The following is a 22,874-nucleotide window of genomic DNA, read 5'->3' as shown; positions in this document are numbered from 1 at the left end:
GGATCGCCGGATTTCAAACAGTGTGAAATGGGTGAAGCAAAAGGATCGCATTGCACAAAACACATCGCTGAGCACGGAACCAATACGGATGACCTGTGAACCACGAGATATCTTAACGGCTCTGCGCTCAGTGTCAGTCGCCCCACTCTCAATGAAGTTCTTTAACGATCCTGAGTACAGGAAGCTGAAGCCACGACGCCCCGGCAAGAGGTGCCGAGCGAAAGGAATCACCCAGGCAGAAGAGGTGTTTCGATGACCTAATCAAAACAGGAACAACAAAAAGCGCCCGGCGGGGTCCACGACGGCAATCACAGTCCCCGCCGGACAAGACATCTCCCCAGACGGCGCAGGGTGCGCGCGGATGGGAACATGGACGTTCGCATTATAGGCCCAAAGCCGCAGGGAAGACAAACGAGAGTCACCGAAAGGATTGCAATCAGGTACTGACAACTGATTCTCCGACGGCCACCCAAACGCATCCCGTCCCCCCCAAGCGTCAATGGAAACCGAAATGTCCGCCAACAGCTTTGCACCAAAGAAACGCAAACGAAATCAAAAACAATCCAATGCTCTTGCGGCTCGGAGGCTGCTTCGAAACAGGTTGTTGCGGTTGGAACCGTTGGAAAATCGCTACCTGTTGGCCGTCGACCTAACACTGGTCGCCGATATTAACCCCGGTTCGGCGGATAGCAGCCCGGACGAACTGACTATCATCGGCGACAGTTTGTACTTCACCGCCAATGACGCGACGGACCACGGTATTTGGCGGCATACTCCCGCGACCGGAACCACCAGCAAGCTGCTTGATCCTGTGTCCGGGCTGCCACTGGCGGGCTCGGACCTTTTGGATTTCCAGGGCCAACTTGTCTTCGGTCGTTCAGGTGAGCTGGTTGGGTATGACCCCGAAAATAACACTCTGACGCAGCTATCGCCCATCTACACCAGCGGTGCAACTGCGGTTGACGACATTCTCTTTTTCGCTGCCGATGATGGCAATGTTGGCGACGAGTTGTGGCGTTATGATGCTGGAGTGGGGGTCTCGCTAGTTGTGGATCTTGATAACTCATCCGACTCAACCAGCCCGTGGAACTTGGTCGCTGGTGAAAACACTCTTTACTTCTGGGCGGGGTACAACGCCACGGAGGCCACGTTCGGAATTAATAATCTCTATAGCGTTGATGTTGCCACCAACTCCGTCTCCCACGAAGTGTCGACCGACTACCTGTGGGACTCGATGCCACCATTTAATCTAGAAGAGGATACCCGCAGCGTTGGTGGCGAAGTCTACTTCCCATTCAACGACGACAATGGCAACACCGTTTCTGACGATTATGAACTTGCCATCGCAGACGGCTCTGCAGGCTACGGAAGCAGTGGCGTCACGATCGTCGCACGGGTTAATCCCTTCGACGAAGAGATCCTTGCTACCGGCGACAACGAACCCGACGCGTGGGGAGATTCATCGTCTGATCTCACAGACTTTGTTGTTCTCAACGGCAAGCTCTACTTCACCGCAACACGGTCGATCCCAATGTTCGAAGGCACGGACTTGGAGGGGAACATCTTCCCAGTCGATATGTGGGGGACTCCTCTCGATGGCGAGTTCCACGATGTGATGGACTTTTGGCTCACCGGTAGCTACTCATACCGTGGGATTGTCGAGTTCAACCCAGCAACTAGTTCGTCGAATTTTGTGGTTGGCGAAGTTCCGACCGAACTCGACTCGCCAGAGTTTGATATTTCGTGGGGCAGCGGAGGGCTTGCAGCAACGGTTGACAAGTTGTTGTTCCTCGATGGTGGTGGCTACGGCAATGGCGGCTTGTGGTCCTACGATCCATCAACGCAAGCCACCGAGCAGCTACTCGATATCGCCAGTGGTGTCCACGATCAATTTGAACTAAGCGAACGGTTCCTCGCTAACTACGGAACGACAACCTATCTGACGGTGAACCTACCAGCCACTGGCAGTGAACTCTACATCCTGCAAGAGACATCTCCCCCCATGGCCAACGCCGGAGGATCCTATAGCGGCACCGAGGGAAGCGGCATCCCAATCGACGGTACGGGTTCGCACGATTCCGAAACACCCAACTCGGGTCTCCTTTTCGAGTGGGATCTCGATTTTGATGGATCATTCAATGTTGATGCGACAGGCGAACAACCAACCGTGCAGTTCGACAATGAGTTCGCTGCCCGTGCAATCGCACTTCGCGTCACCGACCCTGGTGGATTGAGCGACCTAGCGACGACGACGATGACCGTTACGAACGCCGCGCCCGTCATCCATAGTGTGCCCGACGTGACGGGTCAGATCAGCGAAACCCTGAGTTTTGCCGTCGACGCGTCCGATCCAGGGAGCGGTGATACGCTCACTTACACTTGGGACTTTGGGGACGGTCAGACGGCGTCCGGCGTCGATCTGACAAGTCCTACCCATAGTTTCACAGCATCCGGCACTTATTCGGCCACGGTCACCGTGGAAGACGACGCGGGGGCATCGACCCAGCAGGCCTTTTTGGTCGTGATCGGCGCGCCCGTGGAGTTCACGGCCGCAAGTCAGACCGTCGACGAATGGGCGGGCGTGGTCACCGTGTCCCTTGCGACCGCCACGCCTGCTGCTAACGTGATTACCGTGCCCTATACCATCGGCGGCACGGCGGACAGTTCGGATCATACGCTTGCTCCGGGAACGTTCGTCATTCCCGTGGGTCAGACCACGGCCAACGTCACCTTTAGCATCCTGAATGACGTGCTCGACGAGGCAGATGTCGAGACCGTTATCCTGACCCTCGGTACCCCGGTGGGTGCCAGTCTTGGCACGACGGTAACGCACCAAGTCGACATTTTGGATAATGATGCTAAGCCGACCGTGTTTCTTACCGCTCCCTTCGTAACGCTGGAAGAGGATTTTGGTGCGAGTACCACCGTCACCGCCAAATTGACCAAGGTGTCGGGCCGGGACGTGGTGGTTCCGCTCAACTTGTCAGGCACCGCGACCAACGTCGACGACTTCACGATCGACACGACCGCCATCACGATTCCGGCAGGCAGTCAAAGTGCGAGCGCCAGAATCGACCTGATCAACGATACGTTGCCCGAAACAGCTGAGACAATCCAAATAACACTCGACGCTTCAGCGGAGGCCGATCTGGCTACTTTGCCCACGCTGCGCACGACAAAGCTGGTAACTATCCCTCAAAACGATCAGCCGCTGGTTTACTTTGACCGAGCCAACTTCATTCGCCACGAAGGGGATGGCGGCGCGATTAGTCTGGGCCCTCGTGTGCTTGTCTCGAAGCCTTCCGACACGGAGATCACGGTCCCATTCACAGTTGCCAACGCGGGCGATGACATCGTTGTGGGGCCAAGTATCGGTTATGTCACGATCCCTGCGGGCAGCACGACCGGGCTGTTTGACTTCGATCTCATCGACGATACGAGCGCCGAATCGAAGACCTCGATCACCCTGACGCTTGGTCAACCCACCAACGCTATCCTGGGCAGCCTTACGGAAACCCGGATCGACATCTACGACGACGATATTCCGGCCGCTTCGATTGCCACGACTGCTCCCAGCGAAATGTTCGAGTCGTTCGGGGAAATCCCCTTTACTGTCGAACTAGACAGGGCGGCCACCCAAGACGTTACCTTTGGCATCGACCTAGCGACCGCTGCCGGATATGTCACCCTTGGCGACGACTACGAAGTGAACGCCACGTCCCTCACCATTCCCGAAGGACAAACATCGGTTTCGGGAACGATTGCATTGCTCGACGACGACCTGCACGAATTGAGCGAACAGTTGCGCGTGGTGCTGATTGTCCCATCTGGCGATCAAGTCGGGGATATCCCCTACGTACGACCCGGCGACCAGGACAAGCTGGAGTTCGCCATTCGCGACAACGATCCTCTGATCAAATTGTCGGCGCAAGAAACAAACTTGAACGAAGACAGCGGCGTTGTGAGCTACACCGCGTCGCTAATCGGCGATGCGGAAGAACCTGTCGTGGTGTCGCTGGATTTGGGTGGGACCGCAACCGTCAACGCCGACTACATGCCGCCTGCCGAAATGACGTTTTCAATTGATGCGGACACGGCTCACACCGGCTCGATCGAAGTTCGTCAGGACATACTTGACGAGCCTTTAGAACGCATTTCGCTTGATTTTTCCAGTGATGACGCATCGTTTGTTCGTGTAGGTGCTGCGGAGCTGAATTCGATCTCCTTGACGATTCAGGATGACGACGATCCTCCGCCAATGGTGTTCTTGTCGTTTCAAGACGCCAGCGTAAAAGAGAACGATGGCCCCTTCAATCTGGTGCTTCAATTGTCGTCCCCTGCTCCTGAGAGGATCACTTACGAACTGGGACTCGCTCTGAGCGAAGACGCCCCACTCACCCCCGGCGGATCAGGTGGCTTTACGGTGTCAGGTGACCAGTATGATCATACGACAGGTCAAGGCTTCCTGATGGAAGGTGAACAGCAGTTGGTGCTGACGATCACTCCGCCAGGCGACGCTACCAACGAAGGCAGTCGTCACCTATTCGCCGGAGTAACGTTTGCTACGGGAACAATCCTCGGCGAATTAGAAGTTCATGACGACCCGGATAGCATCTGGGTGTATGACGACGACCCACTGATTGGCTTGAGAGCCCCATTTGGCACGACGGTTCGAGAAGGGGAAGGCAATCTGCAGTTTGGTGTCACAGTCAATGGCAGTCAGACCGAACCAATTGACGTCTCCTACGTGGTCACAGGAACCGCGACCCAAAACGAAGACTTTACTGGACCAATCTCCGGTACTCTGAGCGTTACGCCTGGAACGACGGAGTTGGTGACACTGAACGTGATCGACGACTTCATCCCCGAAGCAATCGAGACGCTGAACGTCCAGTTTGCGAGCGACTACACCTTTCATTCCACCGCATCTGGCAATCCGATCGACCACGTTTCGATGCGAATCGCTGACGATGGCGACGTGGCTCCCGAGGTAAATATCAAGCTGCTTGGCGATCGATCATTGTCGGAAGGCGGCAGCACGACGGCCCGCATTTCTCTGTCACGTCCGTCGACTGAGCCCATCACGGTGCGATTGGCCGCCGGTGGCGGGTTCAACCTGACGGGCTCGGGAGGCTCTGGATTTCAACTCACATCCGATGGCCAAAGTGCCCAAGACAACGTCTTCGTCATTCAGCCAGGAACAATCGCCATTGACGTGAACATCGCCGTGCCGACCGACGTTGACGGTGACCAGACTTTTACGGTCGGCATTGCCCAGGCAACGACTCCGTCGCAAGCAAACGAGACAAATCCCGCTGGCGCCCTCGCCATTCCGTTGCCCGTCGAGCAGGTGACGGTCCGCGACAAAGAGAGACCGACTGCGTCACATCAGAATACCAAACCACCAATACCGGCCAGTTCTCACTCCGCGGAAAAGGTGCCACAACCTTTCACACTGGCACTCGAGAATTTAATAAGTTCGGCGAATGCAGAGATTTCTATCCTTGCACCAAACTTACAGAGTTCTACGTTCGTTCAGTCAGGATCGGCTGATATTCTCTCTCCTGCGGGGACCTTTAACTTTCCACTGAACGGCGCCAACGGTTATGTCAGTGACGCCACCGTGTTCTTTGATGCGAACTTCAACGGTGTCGCCGACTATCTGAATGCCAACGACAATGGAGTTCAGGATGCAGGTGAGCCCTCCGAACTGATCGCCACGACCGATCTGGAAGGTAACTTTTTAGCGCACATCGGTCTCGCGTTTGATCTCAACGACGATAACGCCATCGACGAGACCGAGGGTCAATGGATCCTCTCGGGCGGAACGGACATCGCGAAAGAATTGCCGTTGCTGACTCCCCTGTCGGCGCCTGGTGGAATGTATGTAATTAATGGCCTGTCGACGGTCATTAACCACATGATCGCCGACGGCGGACTCTCGCTCGCGGCAGCCAAGACTCGTCTTGCCGAGGCATTCCAGTTGTCCGCCAACGACTTGGGAATGCTCGACAACGTGCGCGCCGCCAGCTTGAACGACCACGAAGGAATTCAGGCGGTTGTGGTGAACGCCCAAATCATGGATACCGTGGCGCTCATTAGCCGAATGTACGCCGCACTGCCAGACTCGCCTGACGTGGAGTATTTTTCAGGCATGGCGTTTGGCGAAATCGCGGCGCTGCTGGCCCAGGATGGCGCGACGATTGATTTTGCAGCTCCGTTTGTTCAGCGGGGAATCATCGCTGGCGTTGCCGATGCTACCGGCTATAGCCTAGCAGTCGGCGATGTTGACGCAGCGGCCGAGGTAATCGCTGCCGGCAACACGACCATCCAGCAACTGCTCGACTCACCTCCGACAGACCTGCTCGACCAAGTGATTCGCTCACAACGAGTTGCTCACACCGATGTCGCATCGGCCCTGGAAGACTTGGCGACTGGCACCACCACCGCAGCAGTTATTGAGTCGGCCTACACCGGCTTGCCTTTGCAGACGCTGATTGATTCGACGACCGCTGGCATCGCTATTCCGCCCGCGCTACTGGTCCACCACACGTACGTCGAGGAAGGTGACTCGGGCGTGAGCAACCTAGCGTTTGAGGTAGAGATTGTTGGTGTACCGACGCAGTCGGTGCAGGTCGACTATCGCACGTTCGACGGAACTGCCACCACGGCCGACGGTGACTACGCGGCCGTGTCCGGCAGCCTGACGTGGGGTGTTGGCGACACTACGTCGCGCACGATCACCGTCGCGGTGCAAGGTGACATGACGCCGGAGTTCATGGAGTACATCGGTCTGAAGCTTGAAAACGCCAGCAACGCCGTGATTCGTTCTGATATCGGGTACGGCTACATTCCGCTGGACGACTTCGATCAACAGTTCGCAACGACGGACGGAGTAGCATTCGCAATCGACCTTACTACGCCGCTCGACTTGCCGATTGGTTTTGAAGTGGAAGTGACGGCGCTGCCGGAGCACGGTTCACTGGATGTCCCTTCAGCAGGGACTTGGCTTTACACTCCGGATGCCGAGTTTATTGGCGAAGACGAAATCGCTTACGCCGTGAAAGACTCCAATGGAGAGTACTACGCTGTTGGTGTGGCAAGTCTCGAGATCACCCCCAGCAATAACCAGCCGCTCGCAGAAGACGATGTGTCCGGCGAAGTTAATCTCGGCGAAGACGATGGCGCAACCGACATCACCGACGTGATTCTCGCAAATGACTCCGATCTGGATGGTGACACCATCTCCATCACGGCAATCGACGCTTCGTCGATCACAAAGGGCGCTCTCGATTTGACCGGCGGCGTTGTAACGTACGACCCCAACGGAGATTTTGAGTACTTGACTACCGGTGAAACGGCCACTCAAACCTTCATCTACACCATCGAAGACCCGTCCGGCGAATCTGACACCGCGGTGGCTACCATCACGATCACCGGCATGGACGAAGAGACATCTGTTGGCCTTGATGCTCAGAACAATCTACTGATTATTGACATCGGCGGCGGCACGAGCGATGACACACTCACGGTGTCGATCAATGGCGTTAAGGTTCGCGTGCATGATCCCAACCAAACGATTCAAGCCGAGAGCGGTGCAACTCAAATCGATCCAAATACAGTCGATGTAACACTTTCGAGTATCACGGGGGCGTCCGGTATTATCGTCGACACGGTGGGCGGAGATGACAGTCTAACGGTGCTGTTCGATGCGGTCACAGATCTCCCGCCGATAGACTATCGCGGTGGAACAAATACCTCCACGACCCCAGGTGACCAACTAATACTTCAGGGAGTCGGCTCGGCAATGACGTACACGTTTGCGGACGCAAGCAGTGGCACCATCGATGTCGATAGCCAAATGGTTACGTACAGTGAAATAGAACCGATCACTTCGACCATCAATGCCACGAACGTGACACTTAATTATAGCACGGCTTCAGAAACGTTGACGGTTACCGATGCGGGTAGCGGCAGCACGACCGTCACGTCGGATGTCGCCGCGGAAACCGTGACCTTTGTCAATCCGACCGGCACGCTGATAATGAACGCAGGCGATACGGGTGATGACATCGTTAACATTGACAGCCTGTCAGCAGATTTTTCGGCCAACTTAGCCATCAATGGTGACACTGGCTATGACATAGTTAGCGTTGATGGCAATCTGGGTTTCATGTCCGACAAGTTCTTTCAAGTTGTTGCAGACCATATCAATGCTAGCGGCGAAGTTGTCACGCTCGGAGGCGCCATATTCTGGGCAGCAGCTCAGAACATCGTCCTCGAATCGAGTTCTAGGCTGAGCACTGTTGATGGTGGAATCTACCTGACTGCCAATGCGAGTGACTCCGCAACACAGAGTTCCACCGGAATCGAAGCGACTGGCGCGATTATCGAAACGACAGGCTCCGGGATCATTTCGCTCTACGGCTCGGGCGGTGATGACTTTAGTGGCACGCCGGCGAACGGCGTGCACCTGCTCGATGGAACAACCATTCGCTCAACAGCAGTCGGAGAAATGGCTGGGACGATTACAATTATAGGATATGGCGGGGGGGCATCCGGAGGTAATAGTGGGGTCGTAGTTGAAGGGGGCACGACAAACATAACCAGTGGTGATGGCAACATTGCAATTCATGGATATGGCGGCGATACGTCAGGATCGGTCGGTGGGCATGGAGTGCATGTCAGCGGGATTGCAGGAATCGAATCGACAGGGTCAGGTGCTGACGCGGCGACGATCACAATCAACGGCCTTGGAGGCGAATGGGGCCAGGGCATCATTGTGGATGGCGCAACGACCAAGGTGAACAGCGTTGACGGTAACATTGAACTCGCAGGCACTGCAGGTACAGACTACGGTGGTGGCATCACATTATTCGGAATCGATGGAATACATTCGACTGGAATGGGCCTTGATGCCGCGAAAATTACCATCGAGGGCTACGGCGGTCCAATTGCCGAAGCAAATTACGGTGTCCAACTGTTTGGCAGCACTACGGATGTCACAAGCGTAGATGGCGACATCACGATCATTGGATATGGAGTTGGTGGCGGTTTTGGAGTTGACGTTTTAGATATCGAAACTATTTCATCGACGGGAACTGGCGATAATGCGGCTGCGATTAGGATCAATGGCTTTGGCGGAACTGGCTCAGCTTTAAATGTTGGCGTGCGTGTCGCCGGTATGACAACGGATATCACGAGCGTTGACGGCGACATCACAGTCAACGGAACGGGTGGAAATGGCAGTGGCTCCGAGAACCAGGGAGTCCTACTGAACCTTATCGACGCGATCGCGTCTACGGGCGATGGCACTAATGCAGCGAAGATCACCATCAATGGAATAGGAGGAAGCGGAACAAGCAACAATGATGGCGTGTATATTCGTGGTCAAACCACCAAAGTGACGAGCGTTGAAGGCGACATCGCAATCTCTGGGACAGGAGGCACCGCAACTGAAGACTACAACTTTGGTGTATACGCATCCCACTTTGACGCCATATCGTCGACCGGGAAGGGAGCTGAGACAGCGAAGATTAGTATCACGGGAACCGGAGGTGAAGGGACTTTTGCCAATGGTGGAGTTCACCTGCAGGGAGGCGATAGTCGCGTTGTAAGCGTCGATGGGGCAATCTCGATCACTGGTATTGCTGGAGTGGGGGAGAGCGGAGCAAACATTGGTGTCTTTGCGAGTCTTGACACGATCTCTTCTTCCGGAACCGGAGATTATGCGGCGAAGATCACAATCGACGGCACAGGTGGCGTTGATGCGGACGGTAACACGGGCGTCTGGTTACAAGGCAGCGTCATGGATGTTACGAGTGTTGAGGGTGCAATCTCGATCATTGGAACGTCAGAGGGATCGGGTACCGCGAATCGTGGTATCGAACTAACCGATAGCAGCATTAACTCCACGGGGACGGGGGCAACTGCTGCCACCATCACCATGGATGGGACAGGTGGAGTTGGCGCGGATCAAAACGATGGAATTCTTCTCCTAGGTTCCGACACCCAAATCAACAGCATCGATGGCGAGGTCTCTATCACCGGAACAAGCTCTGGAAGCGGAAGTGGCGTCATCGCAAGTGGAGTCAAAACAATATCAGCTACGGGTTCTGGGACGATCAAAATTGAGGGTACAGGTGGGGCGGGCACAAGTCATGATTTCGGTGTCTATCTTGGTGGCAGCACTACAGACGTCAGCAGTATGGCAGGGGACATCGCCATTACTGGAATTGCGGGTGGGGATTCTGCTGCCGGTATTCTATTGGCGGGTGATGCAACGATTTATACGACGGACGGAAGTGGTACGGCGACCGGATCGCTCTCGCTCAACGGCAGCGGCACCGGAGGACAACCGGGGATCGACATTCAGTCGGCAATCAACAGCGATCTTGGGACGGTTACTTTGCTGTCGGATGATCATGTTCGTTTTGGGGCGGTCGGCCTTATCACTTCAATCTCGGGAACAGTGTCAGTTACCGGGGACAATGCTACTGGTGACAATGGCGGTTCTATCAACATGGATGCTGGATCACAGATCGACGCTGGAACCGGCAACGTCGAATTGTTAGCCGATGGCGACATTCAGTTGGAATCCGTCATAACTTCAGGTGCGGTTTACGTCGACACGTCAAATGGTTCAATTTTTGATACCAACGATGCATCAATTTCCGCTATTGTTGCTAGCTCAGCATTGATGAATGCCGGTTCGAATATCGGTGAACCGCTCGGCGTTGGAAATGGATTCTTGGACATTGACGTTGACAACCTTGAAGGGACTGCCGGTGGGGATGCCTGGATTGCGGATGCCGATACCATGGCGATCGGCGGAGCTAGCCTCGCCTTGGGAGGGTTCTCGGCGGGCGGTAACATTTGGCTTGGTGGCGTTGACGTTATCGATGAGACAATCGACAGTGACAATGCAAACGGTGACAATACGATTTGGCTAAGACCGAACGGTTCCCTGCTGTTGCGTGCTCCGGTTTTGTCCGGTGGTGGCGACGTAGAGGCCTCGGGGCTTATTACCTTTGATGGCGGCGTCATCGACGGTGAGTTACCCGGCGCGGATGTCGTTTTCCAGGTAACTCCAGCAATTGTAGACCTTGACCCAGGGCTCGACGTTATCGCTGACTCGTTGCTGATGCAAACGAGTGGATCCGTTGGCACAGCGACCAATCCGATCGATGTGCATGTTGATATAATTGACGCCGGTGCGGTGCTTGGCGGCAGCATTTACGTCAACGATTCAGATTCACTGACAATAGGAGCAATTGATAATAACTCCGGCTTTTTCGCAGATGGCAACATTGAGATCTCAGCCGCGGATTCGTTAACGGTCAATGACTCGGTCCGGACACTTTCCGGTGGCGACATTGAGCTGACAGCCGCAAGCGGATTGAGGCTCAACGCCGCGGTCTCCACGGACGGTGGAGATGTACGGCTGGACGCCGATCGCGATGGCGAGGGTGTTGGCAGCCTGGATATTTCGGCCGCCGTCATGGGTAGTTGGGTGCAACGGGGTTTGGATATCAACGGCGAGGCGGTTGGTGATTTCTCCGGCTCATCGGTGGCGCTCAGCGCGGACGGCAACACGTTGGCCATTGGAGCCAACGACAATAATGGAAATGGGAATGATGCCGGACAAGTTCGCGTCTACGACTGGAGCGGGGCTGTTTGGGTACAGCGCGGTACGGACATTGATGGCGAAGCGGCTGGCGATCAGTCCGGCGTGTCGGTTGCGCTGAGCGTCGATGGTAACACGCTGGTTGTGGGGGCGATGTTCAACGACGGCAATGGCGCTGACGCTGGCCATGCCCGCGTCTACGATTGGAACGGCTCCGACTGGCTGCAGCGGGGCGCAGACATCGACGGCGAAGCGGCAGGAGATTGGTCTGGCTGGTCGGTGGCGCTAAGCGGCGGCAACACGCTGGTCGTAGGAGCCCCCTACAACAGCGACAACGGCGGTTTGGCGGGCCAGGCCCGCGTCTACGACTGGAGTGGCTCTGCTTGGGTCCAGCGGGGCGCGGATATCGACGGAGATGGATTCACAATTTTCGGCCGGTCAGTGTCGCTAAGTGAAGACGGCAACACGCTGGTCGTGGGAGGCCCTTATAAAAACGGTTCTGCTGGCCACGTCCGCGTCTACGACTGGATCGGCTCCTCCTGGGTACAGCGAGGCGTCGACATCAGCGGCGAAGCATCAGGCGATAATTCCGGCAGTTCAGTGTCGCTGAGTGGGGACGGCAATACGCTGGTTGTGGGAGCCTTCGGCAACGATGGCAACGGTAGTAATGCTGGCCATGCGCGTGTCTACGATTGGAATGGCTCCGCGTGGGTGCAGCGAGGCATTGACATCGAAGGCGAAGCGGCTGGCGATAGTGCGGGCTATTCCGTGTCGCTGAGCGACGACGGCAATACGCTGGTTGCGGGAGCTTACTTGCACGACGGTCCCTCCGGCAGCACGTTTGACAATCGCGGCCAAGCCCGCGTCTATGACTGGAACGGTTCCACTTGGGGCCAGCGGGGCGAAAAAATCGACGGCAATACGTTCGATCAGTTGGGCTATTCGGTTTCGCTGAACGGGAACGGAAACACCCTAGCCCTGGGAGCCCCACGCGATGGCAATGGCATCAATATCGGTAAGGCTCGCGTTTACGACTGGAATGCTTCCAGTAGCGTTGGCGGATCGGTTTCCACCTCCGGCGGCAACGTCTTGATCACGGCGGCGGATGTGAATCTCGAAGGTTCGGTCCACGTGTCCGCTGGCTCGGTCAGCTTCCTCCCCTCCACTGCGGGTCGCACTATCAATCTGGGCGCTACGGGCTCAGGGCAGTTTGTCCTGACCGATACCGAACTCGATCTGGTCACCACAACTAGCAATATCGTCGTCGGCTCGGCCGCCAGCGGAAACGTGATCTTCACGGGCCCGATCGATTTGGCAAATGCGGACGCGTTGGAAATCACCACTGGCGGTGACATCACGCAAAGCTTCGCTGGCACCTCGCTCGCCGACGATACGCTGATTCTCAATGGCGACCTAGCTCCCGCATTGACAGACACCGGTACGGTCAATGTTCACGGGTCGGTCATGTTCGACGCGGTCGCGAGTTTTGAGGTGAATCTCGATAGTTTGGGCAGTTACGATCAACTCGTAATCGGTGGCGACAGTAGAACCATCACCTTGAGCGATTCGGAACTTGTGATCACGCTCGATACCGCACCGGCAATCGGTAGCCAGGATGTGTTCACGATTGTCGAAAGCACCGGAATTGGTTCGACGATCAGCGGTGCATTCACGTACGGTGCTTTGACGCTTAACGACGGCGACACGTTCACTGTCGACAGTTCGATCTTTCGGATTAACTACACCGACGGTGACGTAATTCTGACCGAGGCTGGGAACGCACCGCCGACAGCAAACGCGGGCGGCCCTTATCTCGCTGGGGAAGGGACCTCGATCACATTCGATGCAACCGCCTCGTCGGATAATGAGGATCCGAATTTCCTGATGACGTTTGAGTGGGACCTCGACTATGACGGGGTAACGTTCGAAGTCGACACAAGTGGTGAGCAACCGAGCATCGCATTTGCGGATGATTTTTCGACGCGCACGATCGCTCTGAGAGCGACCGATAGTATTGGTGAATCGGATCTTGCAACGTCGACGCTGACGGTGGCGAACGTTGATCCCACACCATCCATCGATAGCATTAGCGCCACGCGAGTCGAAGGCACCCAGGTCGACGTTACGGCCAGTGCCACCGACCCCGCCGGTGTGAATGACACGCTGACGTATAGCTACGAAGTCTTCAAAGACGGTTCAACGATCGCATCTGCTTTGGAAAGTGGCGTGGACCTGACTTCGTTCGACTTCACCCCAGATGATAACGGCAGTTATGAGATCGTGCTGACGGTCAGTGACGAAGATGGCGGTACCCAAAGCGATGCGGCAGTCATCACGGTTGACAACATTGCTCCGACCGTGGGAGTGTCATTGTCTGACACCTCCATCGATGAAAACGGAACGACGACACTGAGCGGAGTCATTTCCGATCCGGCTCAATCATCCACCGTCGTAATTGACTTTGAAGACCTGTCGCATGCTGGATCTGGAGTTGGCTCCACATTTGATAGCTATGCGACAAATGGATTCGCCTTTCAAGGTTTCTCAGGTGCGCTTGGACAAGGTGGCGACGCTGAGGCTCTAGGTTCCATGGGGAGTTCGACATCAACCGCTTATCCAGGCTCTGCTGGACTCATCAATCGTTTTTGGTTAGGCACAACGCTACTGACGAATGATAATGCTGAGCTATTTGATTTGGTCTCTCTAGACCTCTCAGAATACAACCCTGATGAGGCTAACAGATTCAGGACGGTTACATTCGTTGGCACCAAATTGGATGGTTCAACGGTTACACAGTCGGCAACGACTGACGGAACGTACGGATTCGAGACGATCTCCTTCACGAACTTCGAGAATCTGGTTTCTGTACATTGGCGAAGTCCAAGCCTGCACACCGATAACGTGGTGCTGCAATCAGGATCGCCCGAAACGTTCTCATTGCAGCTGGATTGGGGTGACCCTTCGAGCCCCGATGACTCCCAAGCATTTGATTTGGGGAATACTTTACTTGCCGAGATTGCTGACGGTATCAACTGGGATCCAAGTACCCGTCAATTCTCGTTGAGTCATCAGTACCTGGACGATAACCCAACGGATACCTATCAGATCAGTGTGGTAGTGACCGACGACGATACGGGTATTGGCAATGATAGCGAAACAGTGACGGTCCGCAACGTCGCTCCGACACCATCGATCGATAGCATCAGCGCCACGCGTGTCGAAGGCACTCAAATCGATGTCACGGCCAGTGCCACCGACCCGGCCGGTGCGAACGACACGCTGACGTACAGCTATGAAGTGTTCAAGAATGGTTCGGCCACCGCGTTCGATTCGGACAGCGGCGTGGACCTGACTTCGTTCGACTTCACCCCAGATGACAACGGCAGTTATGAGATCGTGTTCACGGTTTCAGACGAAGACGGCGGTACCCAAAGCGATGCGGCCGTCATCACGGTTAGCAATGTTGCTCCAACGGCGAATCCCGACGTTGGAGATGCTGCCGAAGATGGCCCGGCAATCGTGATCGCTGTGTTGGCCAACGATACGGATCCGGCGGGCGCAGCCGACCCGTTGGTCATCTCGGGTATCGACACGACCGGAACCCTAGGGACCGTCAGCTACACAGCCGGTGACGTCACCTACGACCCCAACGGCCAATTCGAGTTCCTTGCGACGGGTGAGTTGGCAACCGACACATTCAGCTACAACATCAACGATGGGGATGGTGGAACTGACTCTGCGATCGTAACAGTTACCCTAATTGGCACCAACGATGATGCCACGATCAGCGGTGACACCAGCGGCAGCGTGGCTGAAGACGGTACGCTGACGGCCAGCGGAGACCTGGAGGTGACAGACGTTGATACTGGTCAGGACCAAGTGGTTCCGCAGGTCGACCGCGCCGGGACTTACGGCACGTTTGATATCGATGCCGACGGCAGCTGGAGCTACGCGCTCAACAACACGGCCGCCATCGTGCAGGCCCTGGCAGCGGGCGAGATGCCGACCGAGACCTTCAACGTGGTCTCCGCGGACGGCACGGACAACATCGACGTGGCGATCTCGGTCAAAGGCACGAACGCTGCGCCGGTCGCCGATCTATCTAGCGACGAAGCGGCTATTGAGGATGGCTCGTTCATCATCGGTCAAGTAACATCCAGCGACGTCGACATACTCGGCACCACAGCCACTTACAGCTTGGGCACAGCGGTGGCCGGCCTGACATTGGGCTCTGGTGGTACATGGGCGTTCGATCCAACCGATGCCGCTTACCAGTACTTGGCTCAAGCTGAAGAACTCGAGGTGGTAGTCAACTGGACGGTCACCGATGATCAACTGGCGACCGACAATAGCTCGTTCACCATCACCGTCACCGGTACCAACGACGCTCCCGTGGCCGATCTGGCGAACGATGAAGTGGCGGCTGAAGATGGTGCGGTGATTAGCGGTCAAGTGACATCTACGGACGTGGATGTGCTTGGCACCACAGCCACTTACAGTCTGGACACCACAGTGGCCGGTCTGACATTGGGCTCCGGCGGTACTTGGACGCTAGATCCAGCCGATGCGGCCTACCAGTACTTGGCTCAAGGTGAAGAACTCGAGGTGGTAGTCAACTGGACGGTCACCGATAATCAACTGGCCAGCGACGATAGCTCGTTCGCCATCACCGTCACCGGTACCAACGATGCAGCCACGATTAGTGGCACCGCAACTGGCTTGACCAATGAAGACGCAACCACCAACGTGACTGGCACCTTGGCGGTCAGCGACGTGGACGATGATGAAGATATCTTCACGGCTCAGTTGAATGTCGATGGTTCCTACGGTACTTTCGGAATCGATGCGTCGGGCAACTGGACTTACACGCTGGATAACAGCACGGTCCAAGATCTCAACGCCGGTGATTCGGTCACCGATAGCTTCACGGTGGTTTCGGCAGACGGCACTGCCAACGAAGTCGTCGTGGTCACGATCGGCGGACTCAACGATGCAGCCACGATTAGTGGCACCGCAACTGGATCGACTGTTGAAGATTCCACAATCGACGTGACTGGTACTCTAGCGGTCAGCGATGTCGATGACGGCGAGGACATCTTCACGTCCCAGTCGAATGTCGGTGGTTCCTACGGGACGTTTGGCACCGACGCTGCGGGTAACTGGACTTACACGCTGGACAACAGCAGTGTCCAAAATCTCAATGCCGGTGATTCGGTCAGCGATAGCTTCACGATGGTTTCGGCAGACGGCACTGCCAACGAAGTCGTCGTGGTCACGATCGGCGGACTCAACGATGCAGCCACGATTAGTGGCACCGCAACTGGCTTGACTGACGAAGATTCCACGATCGATGTGACCGGCATCCTGAATGTCAGCGATGTGGATGAAGGCGAGGACATTTTTACCGCTCAATCGAATGTTGATGGTTCCTACGGAACGTTTGGTATCGATGCAGCAGGTAACTGGACTTACACGCTGGACAACAGCAGTGTTCAGGATCTCAACGCGGGCGATTCGGTCACCGATAGCTTCACGGTGGCATCGGTCGATGGCACTGCCAGTGAAGCGATCGTGATCGCGATCAATGGCCTGAATGATTTGGCAACGATTACGGGTGATGCCAGCGGAAGCGTTACCGAAGATGTTACGTTGATAGCCAGTAGCAGCTTGACTGTAGCGGATGTGGATGCTGGTCAGGACCAAGTGGTCGCTCAAACCAGCACTGCCGGCACCTACGGTGATTTCGCTATCGACGCCGACGGTAACTGGACTTACACCCTGACGAACTCGGCCGCTGTCGTGCAGGCCCTGGCAACCGGCGACACACCGACCGAAACGTTCAACGTCGTCTCGGCTGATGGCAGCGATAACATTGACGTCGTGATCACGGTCAACGGCACCAACGATGACGCCACGATTAGCGGCATAGCAACTGGTTCGACCGATGAAGACTCGACGATCGACGTGACTGGCGCCCTGGCCGTCAGCGATATCGACGACGGTGAGGACATCTTCACGGCCCAGTCGAATGTCGGTGGTTCTTACGGGACGTTTGGAATCGACGCTGCGGGCAACTGGACCTACACGCTGAACAACAGCACGGTCCAGGACCTCAACGATGGTGATTCAGTCACCGATAGCTTTACGGTGGTTTCGGTGGACAGTACTGCCAACGAATTCGTCATGGTCACGATCGGCGGACTCAACGATGCAGCCACGATTAGCGGTACGGCAACGGGCTCGACCGATGAGGATTCCATAATCGATGTGACAGGTGTCTTGTCGGTTAGCGATGTGGACGACGGTGAAGATATCTTCACGGCCCAATCGAATGTTGCCGGTTCCTACGGCACATTCGGGATCAATGCGTCGGGCAACTGGACCTACACGCTGGATAACAGCAGCGCACAGGATCTCAACGCGGGTGATTCGGTCAGCGATAGCTTCACGGTGGTTTCGGTCGACGACACTGCCAACGAAGTGGTGATGATCACGGTCGGCGGCCTGAATGATGACGCAACGATTACAGGTGACACCAGCGGCAGCGTTTTCGAAGATGGCACGCTGACGGCCAGCGGCAACCTGACGGTGGCTGATGTCGATAGCGGTGAAGATCAAGTCGTTCCGCAGACCAGCAGCCTGAGCACATATGGTGAGTTCAGCGTAGACGCCGATGGCAACTGGAGCTACACGCTCAACAATGCGGCAACCACAGTGCAAGCTCTGGCTGCCGGCGCGATACCGACCGAGACCTTTAACGTAGTCTCCGCCGATGGTACCGATAACATTGACGTGGTGATCACGGTCCATGGCACCAACGATACTCCCGTTGTGGATGTGGCTGACGTGACCGGCGCGGTGACCGAACTGGTTACACCGACTGGTAACCTGACCGATACCGGCACGATCGGCTTCAGTGACGTCGACCTGCTCGACGTGCATAACATCGACGGCACGATCACCGCATCGGCGGACGCCTTAGGAACGCTAACCGCCAGTGTAACGGCGGACACGACTGGTAATGGCACGGGTGGCCTGATCGCGTGGGACTACAGCGTGGCGGCTGCAGACGTGGAATACCTGCAGGCCGGTGAAACCAAGGTTGAAACCTTCAACATCACGCTCAACGATGGCAATGGTGGCACGGTCGATCGACTGATCACGGTGACGATTACTGGCACGAATGATACAGCCATCGTCGACGTGGCTGACGTGACCAGCGCGGTGACCGAACTGGTTACACCGACTGGCAACCTGACGGACACCGGCACGATCGGATTCAGTGACGTCGACCTGCTCGATGTGCATAACATCGACGGAACCATCACCGCTTCGGCAGGTGCCTTGGGATCGTTGACCGCCAGTGTGACGGCGGACACCACGAATACCGGCAGCGGTGGCGTGATCACTTGGGACTACAGCGTCCCAGCGGCGGACGTTGAGTACTTGGCCAAGGATGAAACGAAGGTCGAAACCTTCAACATCACCTTGGATGATGGCAACGATGGTACGGTTGATCGCTTGATCACCGTCACGGTCACCGGCACGAATGATACAGCGATCGTGGACGTGGCCGATGTCACGGGTGCGGTCACCGAATTGGTCACGCCGACCGGTAACCTGACCGATTCAGGCACGATCGGCTTCAGCGATGTGGACCTGCTCGATGTGCATAACATCGACGGCACGATCACCGCTTCGGCTGGAGCGCTGGGAACACTCAACGCGAGCGTGACGACGGACACCACCGGAACTGGCAGTGGTGGCCTGATCACCTGGAACTACAGTGTCGCAGCAGCCGACGTCGAGTATCTGGCAGACAGTGAGACTAAGGTCGAAACCTTCAATGTCACTTTGGATGATGGCAACGGCGGCACGGTCGATCGCTTGATCACCGTCACGATCACCGGCACGAATGATGACCCGGTCGTGGCCAGCGAAAATGTGACGGGTGAAGTCACTGAACTGGTCACGCCGACCGGTAACCTGACCGACAGCGGCACGATCGGCTTTAGCGACGTCGACCTACTCGACGTTCACAACATCGACGGCACGATCACCGCTTCGACTGGTGCCTTGGGAAGTCTGACCGCCAGTGTCACGACTGATACGACGGGCAGTGGCACGGGTGGCGTGATCACCTGGGACTACAGTGTGGCCGCAGCCGATGTCGAATACCTGCAAGCGGGTGAAGAGAAGATCGAAACCTTCAACATCACGCTTGATGATAGCCAGAGTGGCACGGTCGATCGACTGATCACGGTCACCATCACTGGCACGAATGATGTTGCGATCGTGGATGTCGCCGATGTCACTGGTGCAGTCACCGAACTGGTCACACCCACTGGCAACCTGACCGACAGCGGAACGATCGGCTTCAGCGATGTGGACCTGCTCGATGTGCATATCGCCGACGGCACGATCACCGCATCGGCTGGTGCGTTGGGAACGTTGACGGCCAGTGTAACGGCGGATACGACCGGCACAGGCAGCGGCGGCCTGATTACTTGGAACTACATCGTGCCGGCTGCGGATGTTGAATACCTGCAGGCTGGCGAAGAGAAGGCCGAAACCTTCAACATCACGCTCAATGACGGTCAAGGTGGTACGGTTGACCGTCTCATCACGGTCACGATCTTCGGCACCAACGATACTCCGTTGGTAGATGTGGCCGATGTGACCGGTGCAGTCACCGAATTGGTCACGCCAACCGGTAACCTGACCGATTCCGGCACGATTGGCTTCAGTGACGTCGACTTGCTCGACGCACATAACATCGACGGCACAATCACCGCTTCGGCGGGGGCTCTGGGTACATTGAACGCCAGTGTGACGACCGACACGACCGGTACCGGCAGCGGCGGCCTTATCACATGGGACTACAGCGTGGCCGCTACCGACATGGAATACCTGCAGGCCGGTGAAACCAAGGTCGAAACTTTCAGCATCACGCTGGATGACGCCAACGGTGGCACCGTTGATCGACTGATCACGGTCACGATCACGATCACGGGCACGAATGATGCTCCAATCGTCGACTCATCCGACGTCACCGGTGCCGTCACCGAACTAGTCACCCCGACTGGCAACCTGACGGATTCGGGTACGATTGGCTTCAGTGACGTCGACCTGCTCGACGTTCATAACATCGACGGAACGATCACCGCATCGGCGGGGGCTCTGGGGACATTGAACGCCAGCGTGACGACGGACACGACGAACACCGGCAGCGGTGGCCTGATCACTTGGAACTACAGTGTCCCAGCCACAGCGGTTGAGTATCTGGCCAAGGATGAAACCAAGGTCGAGACCTTCAACATCACGCTGTACGATGGCAACGGCGGTACGGTCGATCGATTGATCACGGTGACCATCACCGGCACCAATGATGATCCCACCGTGACTGGCCTGAACTCGAGCCATGACGAGGTGTGCGATAGCTCGGCAGACGGCATGGTTTGGATCGATGGATCGTTCTCCGACGTCGATCTTAACGAGACCCATACGGTGATCGTGGATTGGGGTGATGATTCCGATCCCGAAATTCTAGCGTCGGTCGATCAAATAGCTGATGTTTTTGATGCGAGTCATGACTATGCCACCGGTGGAATCTTCGTCATCTCGGTAACCGTCGAAGACAGCAACGGTGGCACCGATACGTGGACGACCACTGCCATCTCGCAAGGGGTCGGACTCGTCGACGGAGTGCTGTACGTCATTGGTACCGATGGGCGGGATGACATTGACATCAAACTGGGCAGCGACGGTGGGTCCGATGGCGGAAGTGATGGAGGCTCCGACGGTGGAGCCGATCAGCTGAAAGTCAAAGCCAAGCTCGACAAGGGCGGTGGCAGTGATGGTGGGTCTGACGGCGGAAGTGATGGTGGTACCGACTACTTCAACGTCGCGGATCTTGACCAAATTGTCATTCATCTTTGTGGCGACGACGATAAAGCCAAACTTCATAAAGATGTTATGATCGACGCTGAGATCTACGGCGGTGACGGCAGGGACAAGCTGACCGGCGGTGGCGGCAACGATCTGCTCGATGGTGGCGACGGTAAGGATGATCTTAATAGCGGACGTGGAAATGACGTCTTGTTCGGTGGTGCCGGTGACGACAAGCTCGATGGTGGCTCCGATGGCGGATCCGACGGTGGTGGCGATGACATCCTCGTCGGTGGTGCGGGCAACGATGACATGAAGGGAGGAAACGGCAACGATTTGATGATCGGCGGCGATGGCAAGGACAAAATGAAAGGCGGCAAAGGGGATGACTTGATGTTCGCTGACAGGGCTGCCAACGAAAATGATCTCGCGGCGCTCGATATGGCATTGGCCTTTTGGACTGCCGGTGATTTACCATCGGCGAAGGCGGCCGTCGGCACCCTGCTGTCTGATGGCGACAAAGACGACCTGAAGGGTGAAAAGGGAGACGACCAGCTGTTCGGCAGCCTCAATGACAAACTGAAGCCGTAGAAAGCCCAACAATTGGTATCCAGCTACAAGTGAACCGGCATGTGGTAGGTAATTGAAAATCCCACTGGCATCATTCAACGTGGTTGGAATCGAATGCGAGGTCAGCGACGAAGATGAACGGTACGAAAAAGACTGTGTATCTGATGCGAGGCTTGCCGGGCTGCGGGTAGAGCCACCGTGCTCGGAGATTGGCAGGTCAAGACGGCATTGTGCTGGAAACTGATTTGTATTTTTATACTCAAGTGGGCGACGATCCGGCGAGCTACGATTACAGCAGCGAAAAACTACCACTGGCGCGCCAATGGTATTTTGACCGATTTTGCAATGCGATTTCACACGGCGTGTCACCGATTGTTGTGGATCGTGGGAACGGACTGAATTCCGAAACCCGCAAATACGCAGCCCACGCGGTGGAGCAGCAATACGCAGTCGAATTGGCTGAACCGGATTCCGCTTGGTGGTGCGAATTGCGAGTGCTGTTAAAGTACAAGGCGCATGTCGACAGTAAACTATTTGATGCCTGAGGATCACGACAAGCCCACGACGCTGCTTGCCGTCGTGGATCGCGTGAGCGAGTGCCCGAAGGACCTCCGCGGACTGCATGCATTGTCCTGGCAATGGCTATGACGCCACGACCGTGGCTGCCCCCCTTGAGAACTGGGTCAGGAGGTTGTCTCAGTATTACTGCTTCACGCGAAATCCAACACGACTCCAGATTCTCGTTTCAACGAGAAATTTCCGAAATGATGGATTATCTGGATCTATCGGG

At 56.1% G+C, this 22,874-nt stretch carries 2 protein-coding genes; both read left to right on the top strand.

What is annotated here, in order from left to right; all coding sequences use genetic code 11:
• Nucleotides 1–511 precede the first annotated feature (511 nt).
• Nucleotides 512–22,105, top strand: a complete 21,594-nt coding sequence (locus tag NB063_RS14970) for a VCBS domain-containing protein (protein WP_322975227.1) — start codon at nt 512–514, stop codon at nt 22,103–22,105.
• A 224-nt stretch (nt 22,106–22,329) separates the two neighbouring features.
• A complete protein-coding gene (locus tag NB063_RS14960; protein ID WP_250929541.1) occupies nt 22,330–22,629 on the top strand; it encodes a hypothetical protein in 300 nt (99 codons plus the stop codon).
• The last annotated feature ends 245 nt before the right edge of the window (nt 22,630–22,874 follow it).

It is taken from the genome of Aporhodopirellula aestuarii (assembly GCF_023701485.1).
Taxonomy (GTDB): Bacteria; Planctomycetota; Planctomycetia; order Pirellulales; family Pirellulaceae; genus Rhodopirellula; species Rhodopirellula aestuarii.
The sequence above is the reverse complement of the archived record's forward strand: the minus strand, read 5'-3'. Positions and strand labels throughout refer to the sequence as shown.

What these genes read in the sequence shown, in the direction of transcription:
- NB063_RS14970 (WP_322975227.1), top strand. Translation starts at nt 512, where the DNA reads ATGTCCGCCAACAGCTTTGCACCAAAGAAACGCAAACGAAATCAAAAA.